Here is a 10914-nt window from a genome sequence, read left to right on the forward strand (position 1 = left end):
CGCGCGGCGGCGGCCGCCGCGCCCCCCCCGCGGCGCCGCGGGCGGCCGGGGGGGGGGGGGGGGGCGCCCGCGGGGGGGGGGCCCCCCCCCCTCCCTTTTGATGCCCTGAGTGATGTCTCGGTGTCTCCGTGTCTCGGTGTCTCAGACCAGGAAGTCGTGCGCGATACGGGTGGCGACGCGTTCCAGGAGCGGGCCCGCCTCCGCCAAGCACCGGGACACATCCGGCTCGACCTCCGTCAACGCATACGCCCGCCGGATCCCGGCCAGGCCCAGCGCCCGCGGCGACAGCGCCAACCGGCCGCACACCGCGACCACCTCCTTGCCCGCCGCATGGGCCGCCGCGGCGACCCCGGCCGGGGCCTTGCCGTGCAGTGTCTGTTCGTCCAGGGAGCCCTCGCCGGTGATCACCAGCGTGGCCCGGTCCAGCGCGGGTGTGAAACCCAGCACGTCCAGCATGACCTCGATACCGGGACGGAACCGCGCCCCCAGGAGCAGCGCCCCGTACCCGATGCCGCCCGCCGCCCCCGCCCCGGGCGCCGCCGCGCACCCGGTCGCCCGCGGCCCGGCCGCGGCCTCCAGCACTTCGACGTAGTGCGCCAGCGCGGCGTCCAGCGCGGCCACGTCGTCCGGCGACGCCCCCTTCTGCGGCCCGTACACCGCGGGCGCGCCCTTCGGGCCGGTCAGCGGATTGTCCACATCACTGGCGAGCACCAGCTCGACCTCGGCGAGCCTCGGGTCGAGACCGGACAGATCGGCCCGCGCCAGCTCGGCCAGCCCGCCGCCGCCCGGCGGCACCGGTTCGCCGTCCCCGTCCAGGAACCGCGCGCCCAGCGCGGACAGCATCCCGGCCCCGCCGTCGGTCGTCGCGCTGCCGCCCACGCCGAACACGATCGTCCGGGCGCCCGCGTCCAGCGCGGCCCGCAGCAGCTCACCGGAGCCGTACGTGGACGCCGTCAGCGGCGCGAACGCTCCGGCCGGCAGCCGTTGCAGGCCGCTGGCCTCCGCCATCTCCACGACCGCGGTGTCGCCGCGCAGCGCGAACGCCGCCGTCACCTGCCGGCCGAGCGGCCCGGCGACCAGGGCCCGCCGCCGCTCGAAACCGGCCGCGACCGCCGCGGCCACGGTCCCGTCGCCGCCGTCGGCCACGGGCAGCGCCTCCACCTCCAGGTCCGGCACGACCCGGCGCAGCCCGGCCGTCACCCGCTCGGCGACCTGTGCGGCCGTCAGCGAGCCCTTGAACTTGTCCGCGGCGACGAGCACCCGTCGGGTCCCGTCCACTGCAGCGTCCGCCACCTTCCACCCCTTGCTCTGCGGGCCCCGCGCACATCGGGGCCAGTCGCGCCGCTGTGACCTTAACCGGCGGACGGCCTGGCCGTCATGCCCCTGCTGTGCCCCCGAACGCCGCGTGGCGGCACGCCGGAATCGGGTAGACCGAAGCCATGACCCCTGTGCGCACCGAACGCCGACTCGCCGACCGTGTCCTCGGTGGCTGGCTGGGCCGCATCGCGGGCAACATGCTCGGCAAGCCGGTCGAGCGCGGCGATCTGTGGACACGCGACCGCATCGACCGCTATCTGCGGCGGGCGGACGCCCTGCCGCTCACCGACTACCTCCCCGAGCCCGCCGACGAGCGCGACCGCGCCGCGCTGCGCCCGGAGTGGACGCAGTGTGTGCGCGGCCGGGTCCACGGCAGCTGCCGCGACGACGACGTCGACTACGCGATCCTCGGCCTGCATCTGCTGGAGACCCACGGCTTCGGCTTCAGCACCGAGCAGGTCGGCGAGGTGTGGCTGCTCAGGCTGCCGTATCTGCAGACGTTCACCGCGGAACGGGCGGCGTACCGCAATCTCACGGACGGGCTGAAGCCGCCGCTGACGGCGACGTACGACAACCCGTACCAGGAGTGGATCGGCGCGCTGATCCGCGCCGACATCCACGGCTGGACCCACCCGGGCGCCCCGCGCCGGGCCGCCTCGCTGGCCCGCCGGGACGCCGTGCTGTCGCACACCGGCAACGGGGTGTACGGCGCGATGTGGGCGGCGGCGCTGATCTCCGCTGCGTTCACGGCGCCCACCGTGCGGCACGCGGTCGATGACGCGCTCGCCGTGATCCCGGCGAGCAGCCGACTGGCCCGTACGGTGCGCCGGGTCGTCTCGCTCCACGAGACCCGCATGTCCTGGGAGGACACCCTGTCCACGGTGACACGGGAGACCGGGGGGCTCGGCTGGATCCACACGGTCCCGAACGTGGCCGTGCTCACCGCCGGACTCCTTTACGGCGAGGGCGACTTCACCCGCACCATCGCGCTCACCGTCCGCGGCGGTCTGGACACCGACTCCAACGGAGCGACCGCCGGTTCGGTGGCGGGCGTCCTGACCGGCGCGACAGCCATCCCGGACCACTGGAAGGACCCGCTGGAGGACACGGTCCGCAGCGCGGTGTTCGGCTTCGACGGGGCGAGCATCACCGACCTCGCCGAACGCACCCTCCGGCTGGCCGCTACGGCGGATTAGCGGCGCGGCGGCCGAGGCGTCTTCAGCCGGTCGCCGCCGGCAGCGGGGAGCGCGGTGGAGGGGCGGCCGGGCAGGCTGGTTACGCTTCGCGGATGGCCACAACACAAGACTTCGCCACCTACATCGCGGGCCTGCCCCGGGTACTCGCCGGGGCCGCCGTCCTGTTCCGGGACACCGAGGAGCGTGTGCTGCTCGTCGAGCCCAACTACCGTCCTGGCTGGGCGCTTCCGGGCGGCACGGTCGAGTCCGACGACGGCGAGACACCACGCCAGGGTGCGCGCCGGGAGACGGCCGAGGAGATCGGCCTCGACGTCACACCGGGCCGGCTGCTCGCCGTGGACTGGGTGCACGGCACGGGACGTCCGCCGCAGGTCGCCTACCTGTACGACGGCGGTGTCCTGTCCTCGGACGACCTCGGCTCGATCCGGCTCCAGGAGGAGGAGTTGCTGTCATGGCGACTGGTCCCCCGCGGGGAGCTGGCCGGTCATCTGCCCGGCGCCCTGGGCCGCCGCGTCCTGGTCGCGCTGGACATGCTCGCCGACGGCACCGGCACGGCCGAGTTGGAGAACGGCCACCGGGTGGGCTGACACCGGTCGGCGAACGGCACGGCAAAGGGGCGCGGGGAACCGCGCGACCAACCACAACACACCCGCAGCCGACCACCGACACAACACCCCACGACGGGCTGCCAGGTTCACCTGTGAAGGACCCGTGTTGTCAGTCCGGGGCGAACTCCAGAGGGAGATGGCGGGGCCCGCGGAGCATGGCGTTGGCCCGGTAGGGCGGCGGATCCTGCATCAGGGTCGCGCTGCCTAGGCGAGGCATGAGCGCGGCCAGGGCGGCCTGCGCCTCGATACGGGCGAGCGGGGCGCCGTAGCAGAGGTGGACGCCGCTGCCGAAGCCGAGATGCTCGTTGTCGGGGCGGGTGGGATCGAACCGGTCGGGGTCGGGGAAGCGTCGGGGGTCGCGGTTGCCCGACGCCATCGCGAGCACCACCGGGATGCCCTTGGGCAGGGTGGTGCCCGCGATGTCCACATCGGCGAGCGGGATGCGCTCACGCATATGGACCGGGGGCTCATAGCGCAGAAGTTCCTCCACGGCGCGCGGCAGCAGGCCCAGATCGCGGCGCAGCAGGTCGAGTTGGTCGGGCCGGCGCAGCAGGGTGAGGACGCCGTTGGTGATCAGGTTGACGGTGGTCTCGTGTCCGGCGATGAGCAGGAGCACGGCGGTCGACGCCAGTTCGTCGGGGGTCAGCCGCTGGTCGGGGTCCGGTTCGTTGACGAAGGCGGACAGCAGGTCGCCGGTCGGCCGGCCGCGGCGCTGGTCGGCGAGGTCGAGCAGATAGTGGCCCATCTCCTGCCGGGCCTGCAGGGCGGCCTTGTCCGGCTGGTCGGTGTCCTCCTCGGGTCCGATGTCGGCGGAGGCGACGAGCGCGTCGGTCCACTCGCGGAACATCGGCTCGTCCTTGCGCGGGACGCCGAGCAGCCGGCAGATGACGGTGACGGGCAGCGGATAGGCGAAGTCGTCGACGATGTCGACCCGTTCGCGGCCCCGAAGCGACTCGGTCAGTTCCTCGGTGATCCGGGTGATCTCGCCGCGCAGGGCGTCGATCCGGGCGGGGCTGTGCGGCGGGCCGAACGGCCGCATGGCGAGGGTGCGCAGCCGGTGGTGCTCGGGGTCGTCCAGCCGCAGGAACGGCGGCTTCGGCAGCTCACCGGCCGGCTCGGGTGGCCCGGTGGTGCGGCTGCGCCGGTCCGCGCTGATCCGCGGATCGTGCAGCAGGGCCAGGATCTCGTGGTAGGTGCCGACCAGATGACTGCCGTCCGCCTGCCGCACCACGGGGCCGGCCTCCCGCAGCTGCGCGTACAGCGGCCACGGGTCGGGGCGGTTGGCGTAGTCGGTGATCCGCTCCAGCAGGGTCTCGGCGGTCATGGGGGACTCCTCATGGACGGGCGGGGCGACAGGTCACCGGGTGGGCCGCATCATGACCAGCCGGCGGTCCGGCAGATGGCCGGTGAGGGCGACGGTGGGTCCGTGGTAGAGGCCGCTCGGATCCGGCACATCGGAGGGCACCGGCACCTCGGCCGCCGGCCCGCGGTCGGAGGCGCCGGGCGGCGGCGGGAACGGCGCGGCGGTCTCGATCAGGTTCCGGTAGTACTCCAGCGACTTGGCCATGTCGACGGTGACAGCGGCGGTCACCCGGCCCCGGAAGCCGTAGACCATCGCGAGCCTGCGTGCCTGCAACGAGCCCTGCGCGATGACCACTTGGTCGGAGAACGTGGGCACGCCCACGGACTTGATGTTGAGTCCGAACTGGCTCGACCAGAAGGTGGGGACCGTCAGGTGCGGGCGCCGCTCGGGTTCCGGGCTGACCATGTTGTGGGCGGCGACCTCCGCCTGGTCGACCGCGTTGCGCCAGTGCTCCAGCGAGAGCATCTGGTAGTCGAAGAGCGGGTGCGGGAAGCGGGAGACGTCGCCGGCCACGAACACGTCGTCGGTGACGAGCCCGTACATGGTGAAGGCGCGGCACCCGGCGTCGCAGGCGATCCCGCGCGCCCCTGCGGCCAGCCCGGACTCCGCCAGCCATTCGACGTTGCGGACCGCCCCCATGGCGACGACGCACACATCCGCGTCGATACGGCTGCCGTCGGAGAGGTCGGCGCCGGTGAAGTGGCCGTCGCCGCGCAGCGCGGTGACGGTGACCCCGCAGCGCAGGTCCACGCCGTGGTTGCGCTGCATGGCGGCGGCGAGTTTGGCGAGCGTCCCGCCGAGCGCGCCCACCAGCGGTGCCGGCCCGCGTTCGGTGACGGTGACGGCGATGCCCCGCTCCCGGCAGGCCGAGGCGATCTCGGAGCCGGTGAAGCCCCCGCCGATCACCAGGACCCGGCGCGGTCCGGCGTTCAGCCGCTCCGCCAGCTGTTCCGCGTCGTCGCTGGTACGCAGGGTGAACACCCCGTCAAGGGCCGCCTCCTGCGGATGCGGCCACGGCCGGGCCCGCGTTCCGGTGGCGATCAGCACCCTGTCGTACGGCAGTGACTCCCCGTCGGCCAGCAGCACCCGTTTACCGGCCGTGTCCAGCCCGGTGGCGCGCACGCCGAGCCGCCACTCGGCCTGCGGATCACGGCGCATGGGCAACCCCGTGGAGTACGCCGGAACCTTGCCGAACAGGACCTGTTTGGACAGCGGGGGACGGTCGTAGGGCGGATGGGGCTCGTCCCCGACGATGGTCAGCGGGCCGGTGAAACCCTCGTCGCGCAGTTTCTCCGCGGCCCGCAGCCCGGCCAGCGACGCGCCGACGACGACGATCCGGCTCTGCAGAAGGTCAGCGGGCACCGGGGTTCACCTCCTCGCCCAGCAGGATGGCCTGGACGGGGCAGGCCGCCGCTGCCTGACGGGCGCGTTCGCGTTGCCCTTCGGGAACGGCCGGGTGGTACAGCAACGCCTCCTCGTCGTGCAGTGTGAACACCTCCGGGGCGAGGAACACGCACTGCGCATAGCCCTGACAACGGGTAAGGTCCACCACGATCTGCATCGCTGGTCGCTCCCTCCGGCAGGCCGGACCCTCATTCCTTTGTAGTCCCGGCGGGCACCGAGCGCTCGCCGGGACGAAAGCCGGCCGGTCCGCGCGGGCCCGTCACGCCGGTGCGGCTAAACGACCGCCGCCCCGATATCCGTTCGCCGTCTGCGGGTCCAGCCGGCCGCGGGACTGGCCGGCGTGGCCGGCGACAACGGGGCCCGGCTGATCATCGTCAACGCCGGGCCGACGCCGTACGACGACCGCGCGCAGGAGGTCGTCCGCGAGCCGATCGGCACGTACCTGCCGGCACTGCCGGCCCGGGTACGGGAGGGCGGCGCCGGCTGACCCGGGCGCGCTCGCCCGGCGCCGGCTGATCCGCGTGTGCTCGCCCGGTGCCGGCTGATCCGCGTGCGCTCGCCCGGTGCCGGCTGATCCGCGTGCGCTCGCCCGGTGCCGTCACCGGCGGTGTTCCCGGTGCGCGCGGACGGCGTCCAGCCAGTCGCCGGTGCCGGTGCCCGGCGGGGTCAGCCGCGTTCCCCGTACCCGCGCGTTCCACGTCTGCGGCTGGAAGACCCCTTCGGCCACGTCGTCCTCGGGCGCGACGAGGACCGGCAGCGACCGGGCCACCGCCATACCGGCCTCCAGTTGCAGCCACGGTGAGGTCCAGCACCGCGCGGACCGGCTCTCCTCCTCGGTGTCCGGGCGCCACACCGCGTCGGGTGCGTGCAACTGCCGGAAGCCGAGCAGCACCACGCCGTCGACCTGTGCGAGCAGTCGGGGCAGGGTGTGCCAGGGGTCGTCGCCGTGGCCGTCCCGGCCCAGGCGGATGACCTGGCACGACCGCTGTTCGAGCCAGCCGACCCAGCGGTCCAGTGTGCTCTGCTGGGCCGGGGTGAGGATGGACGGCGCCCCGAGGAAGACGCGGACGGGTCCCATGTCGCGGTGCGTCATGCGGTGTCTTCGCTCGTCACTCTTCCCTGCGCGTCCAACCGGCTCGCTATGTCCGCGGGGATGTCCACGGCCTCGGAGAACTGCGCGCCGTCGAGCCGGGCGCCGGTGAAGGTGGCGCCGGCCAGCCGGGCCGCGCGGAAGTCCGCGCCGACCAGAACGGCGTCGACGAGTACGGCGTCGACGAGGGTGGCACGGTAGAAGACCGCCCTCGCCGCGGTGACGCCGCGCAGGGAGGCGCCGGTGAGATCGGCCTCGAACAGGTCGGCGTCGCTGAGGTCGACGACCTTCTTGTCGCCTTCCCGGCTGCCGAGATAGGAGCGGGCCAGGTTGCACCCCTGTAGATCGGCGCCGGACAGGGACGGTGCGTAGCGCAGTCCGTCGGCGAGGACCTTCTGGATCTGGCCCGTCTCGGACTTGCGCAGCAGTCCGGCGATCACGGCGATGGCCTCGTTGGCGTAGGGGGTGCGGCCCGCGCCCTGTTCGGAGTTGTTGTCGAAGAACCGGCGCATCAGGATGGCCGCGGCCATCTGCTGGGTCGTGTTGTCCGACGCCAGGGATTCCACCACGTCCTTGAACGCCGCGCCGACCGCGGCCGATCTGTCCCGTTTCCGCTGGAAGTTCAGCACCCCGAGGACGCTGACGCCCACCGTGACGAACGTGCCGAGGATCCCGGTCCAGACCTGCACGTCACTGGCCGACATACCACCCCTAGCGTCGTGGCCGCGTTTGTTCTGCGCGTGGACTCTACAAGGTGCGTGGTGGGCCGCCGGGCCCGAGCGGGCCGGACCGGCGGGCGCGGTCAGAACAGCGCCGTTGCGCGCTCGAAGTCCAGGAGGCGTCGCTTGCGTTCCAGGCCGCCGCCGTATCCGGTGAGGCTGCCGTCGGAGCCGACGACACGGTGGCAGGGGACGATGATGCCCACCGGATTGCGGCCGTTGGCGAGGCCGACCGCGCGGGAGGCGTTGGGGTTGCCGAGGGCGTCGGCGAGTTCGCCGTAGGTGCGGGTCTCGCCGTACGGGATCCTCGTCAGCTGTTCCCAGACGCTGCGCTGGAACGAGGTTCCGGGCAGCCGCAGTTCCAGGGTGAACTCCGTCAACTCGCCCTGGAAATAGGCCGCCAGCTGTTCCTCGGCCGCGCCGAAGAGTGTGTCGTCGCGGGCGCCGAAGGTCTCCTCGGGCGGACGGTGGCGCTGTTCGGTCATATAGAGCCCGCACAGGGTGCCGTCGTCGGCGACGAGGGTGAGAGGGCCGTACGGGCTGTCGATCACGGTGTGCTGTTTCACGGGATGTCCTTACACCGGCAGGAAGTTGATGGGGTGGCTGTCCGTCGCCCACAGATACTGGACCGCGTACGCCCGCCAGGGCCGCCAGGCCGCGGCACGCGCGATGAGCGCGGCAGGGGTGGCGGGCAGGCCCAACTCCTGGGCGGCGCGCCGGATTCCGAGGTCGGTGGCGAGGAAGGCGTCGGGATCGCCGAGGGCCCGCATGGCGATGACGTCGACCGTCCAGGGGCCGAAGCCGGGCAGGGCGAGGAGCCGGGACCGGGCCTCGGACCAGTCGCTCTCGACGCCCAGGTGGAGTGTGCCGTCGGCGAGTTGGCGCACCAGGGTGGTGAAGGTGGTGCGCCGGGTGCGGGGCATCGCCAGCGCCTTGGGGTCGAGCACGGCAAGCGCCTCGGGCGCGGGGAACAGATGGGTGAGGCCGCCCTCGGGATCGTCGATGCGCTCGCCGTACGCGGTGACCAGGCGGGCGGCGTGGGTGCGGGCGGCGGCCGTGGAGACCTGCTGGCCGAGGACCGCGCGGATCGCGAACTCGGCCGCGTCCACGGTGCGCGGCACGCGACGCCCCGGCGCCTTGTCGATCAGCGGCGCGAGCAGCGGGTCCGTGCGCAGCTGATCGTCGACCGCGACCGGGTCGGCGTCCAGGTCGAGCAGGCGCCGGCAGCGGCTGCAGGCGACGGTCAGATCGCGCAGGTCGCTGAGGGTGAGACGGCAGGCGACGTGGTCGGGTTTCGGGGTGAGCGCCACGATGCCGTGCCCGTACGGCAGTCTGAGCGTCCTGCGGTAGGCGCCGTCCCGCCATTCCTCCACGCCCGGTACCGCGGTCGCCGCGAGGTGGCCGAAGAGGTTGTCGGGGTTGAGCGGGGCGCGGAACGGCAGACGCAGGGACACCACCCCCGGGGTGCCCGGGGTCTGCCTGCGCGGGGCGCGGGCGCGCAGCCCGCTCGGGGAGAGGGCGAACACCTCGCGGACGGTGTCGTTGAAGGTGCGGATCGAGGAGAAGCCGGCCGCGAAGGCGATCTCCGCCATGGGCAGCGGGGTCGTCTCGATGAGGAGCCGGGCGGTCTGGGCGCGCTGGGCCCGGGCGAGCGCGAGGGGGCCCGCGCCGAGTTCGGCGAACAGCTGCCGTTCGACCTGCCGGGTGCTGTAGCCGAGGCGGGCGGCGAGTCCGGGCACGCCCTCGCGGTCCACCACACCGTCGGCGATCAGCCGCATGGCGCGGGCCACCAGGTCGGCGCGCTGGTTCCACTCCGGTGAGCCGGGGCTGGTGTCGGGCCGACAGCGCTTGCAGGCCCGGAATCCGGCCTGCTGGCAGGCGGCGGCGCTCGGGTGGAACGTCATGTTCTCCGCCTTGGGCGGGACGACCGGGCAGCTGGGCCGGCAGTAGATGCGGGTGGTCAGGACGGCCGTGAAGAACCAGCCGTCGAACCGCGCGTCCTTGGAGCGCACGGCCCGCACGCAGCGTTCCCGGTCGAGGTGCATCCCTTTCTGCATGACTCCAGCATCGGGCACCGACCGCGGGCAGAGCTGGCGAGAATCCGACATCAACGTGCCGTGTGCAGGCGGGCCCCGGATCACTGTGCGGGCCCCGGAGCGCCGTGCGGACCCCGGAGCGCCGTACGGGCCAGGCCCCGGAGCGCCGTGCGGACCCCGGAGCGCCGTACGGGCCAGGCCCCGGAGCGCCGTACGGACCCCGGAGCGCCGTACGGGCCAGGCCCCGGAGCGCCGTGCGGACCCCGCGGCGGTCACGGCTCAGGGCCCACGTGGCTCAGGCGGGACGGCCGGCCCTCGGCATGGTGTGGAAAGTGGCCCCGGTCCCGCTCGGACGCCCTCGAAGGTCAGGGCGCGCGCCAGATGTTGTCGAAGGCCGCCGTCTCGATGCTGCGCCGCTGCCGCACCGCCTCCAGCTCCACCACCGCGTCGTTCACGGCGGCCAGGACGGTCACGACCGTGTCGGGAAGCCCCGCGGGGCCCCCGGGCGGCTCCTCCCGCAGCCCCACGGCGGCGCCCAACGCGGCCAGGACGGGATCGCTCGAGGTCCAGCGTTCGGCGGCGCGTCCGCGTTCGGCCGTATCGCCGAGCCGCGTCCGGTCGGTGCGCAGGGAGAGCCGACGGCCGCGTCGCCGGCCGCCGCCCTCACCCGCCGCCTCCAGGGCTTCGAGGTACGCCGCGGCCAGGTCACGGCCCCGGCGCCACAGCCAGTCCTCCACGGACTCGTACGGCCGCTCACGGGCGAGCGCCGACACGGCCTGGTCCAGCAGCGGGTCGCCCATGCCCAGGGGCAGGCCCGGCACGATGCGGTCGCCGTCCAGGCCGATGGCCTCGGCGCGCAGCAGGTCGATCAGTTCGGCCCCCGCGAGGGCCAGCGAGAGGTCGCCCTGTCCGACGGAGCGGTCGGCGGCGGGGTCCAGCGCGACGATCAAGAGGTCTCGCGGTGTGGTCATTTCGGCTCCTTGCGGGTTGCTGCGCTGCTTGGGCGGAGGATGCCCGCCGTGGGACGTCGCGTCGGTGGCCGGGTGCGGGTGGCTTCGTGGCTGGGCACGCCGTTCCTCGCGCCCCTTCAGAGCACTGCCCACCAGCAACCATGCCACCCAGGCCGGAGCAGATGCCCGCCATGGGACGACACATCGGCAGCCGGGCACGGGAGGCGATGA

General features: G+C 73.6%; 11 protein-coding genes and 1 pseudogene. 3 read left to right on the forward strand and 9 right to left on the reverse strand.

The genetic code is table 11. The annotated features are described in order from the left end of the window. Window positions 1-141: 141 nt before the first annotated feature. Window positions 142-1260, reverse strand: a complete 1119-nt coding sequence (locus ABT245_RS15600; protein WP_351733945.1) for a glycerate kinase — start codon at window positions 1258-1260, stop codon at window positions 142-144. 179 nt (window positions 1261-1439) lie between these two features. On the opposite strand from ABT245_RS15600, the gene ABT245_RS15605 reads away from it, so the two are divergent. Both ABT245_RS15605 and ABT245_RS15610 read left to right on the forward strand, forming a co-directional pair. After that, a complete protein-coding gene (locus ABT245_RS15605; protein ID WP_351733717.1) occupies window positions 1440-2513 on the forward strand; it encodes an ADP-ribosylglycohydrolase family protein in 1074 nt (357 codons plus the stop codon). Between the two features lie 92 nt (window positions 2514-2605). Continuing rightward, window positions 2606-3100 (forward strand): NUDIX domain-containing protein, encoded by a 495-nt coding sequence (locus ABT245_RS15610; RefSeq protein WP_351733719.1) that lies wholly within the window; start codon window positions 2606-2608, stop codon window positions 3098-3100. 130 nt (window positions 3101-3230) lie between these two features. Here ABT245_RS15610 and ABT245_RS15615 read toward each other — a convergent pair whose 3' ends face one another. The 3 genes from ABT245_RS15615 to ABT245_RS15625 are packed head-to-tail and all read right to left on the reverse strand — an operon-like array spanning window position 3231 to window position 6045. Further along, window positions 3231-4445, reverse strand: coding sequence for a cytochrome P450 (locus ABT245_RS15615; protein ID WP_351733721.1), 1215 nt, complete (start codon window positions 4443-4445; stop codon window positions 3231-3233). A 33-nt stretch (window positions 4446-4478) separates the two neighbouring features. Beyond that, window positions 4479-5846 carry an NAD(P)/FAD-dependent oxidoreductase gene (locus tag ABT245_RS15620; RefSeq protein WP_351733723.1) on the reverse strand — a complete coding sequence of 456 codons (1368 nt, stop codon included), beginning with the start codon at window positions 5844-5846 and terminating at the stop codon, window positions 4479-4481. Continuing rightward, window positions 5836-6045: a ferredoxin gene (locus ABT245_RS15625; protein WP_351733724.1), complete on the reverse strand. Its 210-nt coding sequence runs from the start codon at window positions 6043-6045 to the stop codon at window positions 5836-5838. The genes ABT245_RS15620 and ABT245_RS15625 overlap by 11 nt, the downstream gene beginning before the upstream one ends. Before the next feature lie 150 nt (window positions 6046-6195). Between ABT245_RS15625 and ABT245_RS15630 the strand changes: the two are divergent. Further along, window positions 6196-6375 (forward strand): annotated as a pseudogene (locus ABT245_RS15630) (NAD-dependent deacetylase); the annotation flags it as partial. A gap of 111 nt (window positions 6376-6486) precedes the next feature. On the opposite strand, the gene ABT245_RS15635 reads toward ABT245_RS15630, so the two are convergent. From ABT245_RS15635 to ABT245_RS15655, 5 genes are all read right to left on the reverse strand, one after another. Next, window positions 6487-6981, reverse strand: a complete 495-nt coding sequence (locus tag ABT245_RS15635) for a hypothetical protein (protein ID WP_351733726.1) — start codon at window positions 6979-6981, stop codon at window positions 6487-6489. Further along, a complete protein-coding gene (locus ABT245_RS15640; protein WP_351733728.1) occupies window positions 6978-7682 on the reverse strand; it encodes a pentapeptide repeat-containing protein in 705 nt (234 codons plus the stop codon). The genes ABT245_RS15635 and ABT245_RS15640 overlap by 4 nt, the downstream gene beginning before the upstream one ends. Before the next feature lie 98 nt (window positions 7683-7780). After that, the gene (locus ABT245_RS15645; protein WP_351733730.1) at window positions 7781-8263 is read right to left on the reverse strand and encodes a methylated-DNA--[protein]-cysteine S-methyltransferase; all 483 of its coding nucleotides are present in this window, start codon (window positions 8261-8263) and stop codon (window positions 7781-7783) included. Window positions 8264-8272: 9 nt separating this feature from the next. Then, window positions 8273-9754: an AlkA N-terminal domain-containing protein gene (locus ABT245_RS15650; protein ID WP_351733732.1), complete on the reverse strand. Its 1482-nt coding sequence runs from the start codon at window positions 9752-9754 to the stop codon at window positions 8273-8275. 344 nt (window positions 9755-10098) lie between these two features. Continuing rightward, on the reverse strand, window positions 10099-10704 hold the full coding sequence (locus ABT245_RS15655; protein ID WP_351733734.1) for a GPP34 family phosphoprotein: 606 nt from the start codon (window positions 10702-10704) through the stop codon (window positions 10099-10101). Between the last annotated feature and the right edge of the window lie 210 nt (window positions 10705-10914).

Origin of the sequence: Streptomyces sp. NPDC001508, assembly GCF_040298665.1 — a bacterium.
Lineage (GTDB): Bacteria > Actinomycetota > Actinomycetes > Streptomycetales > Streptomycetaceae > Streptomyces.

Excerpts from the sequence above, each read along its gene's own strand:
- ABT245_RS15640 (WP_351733728.1), bottom strand. The coding sequence starts at position 7,682 with ATGTCGGCCAGTGACGTGCAGGTCTGGACCGGGATCCTCGGCACGTTC.
- ABT245_RS15605 (WP_351733717.1), top strand. The coding sequence starts at position 1,440 with ATGACCCCTGTGCGCACCGAACGCCGACTCGCCGACCGTGTCCTCGGT.
- ABT245_RS15650 (WP_351733732.1), bottom strand. The coding sequence starts at position 9,754 with ATGCAGAAAGGGATGCACCTCGACCGGGAACGCTGCGTGCGGGCCGTG.
- ABT245_RS15610 (WP_351733719.1), top strand. The coding sequence starts at position 2,606 with ATGGCCACAACACAAGACTTCGCCACCTACATCGCGGGCCTGCCCCGG.
- ABT245_RS15655 (WP_351733734.1), bottom strand. The coding sequence starts at position 10,704 with ATGACCACACCGCGAGACCTCTTGATCGTCGCGCTGGACCCCGCCGCC.
- ABT245_RS15635 (WP_351733726.1), bottom strand. The coding sequence starts at position 6,981 with ATGACGCACCGCGACATGGGACCCGTCCGCGTCTTCCTCGGGGCGCCG.
- ABT245_RS15615 (WP_351733721.1), bottom strand. The coding sequence starts at position 4,445 with ATGACCGCCGAGACCCTGCTGGAGCGGATCACCGACTACGCCAACCGC.
- ABT245_RS15625 (WP_351733724.1), bottom strand. The coding sequence starts at position 6,045 with ATGCAGATCGTGGTGGACCTTACCCGTTGTCAGGGCTATGCGCAGTGC.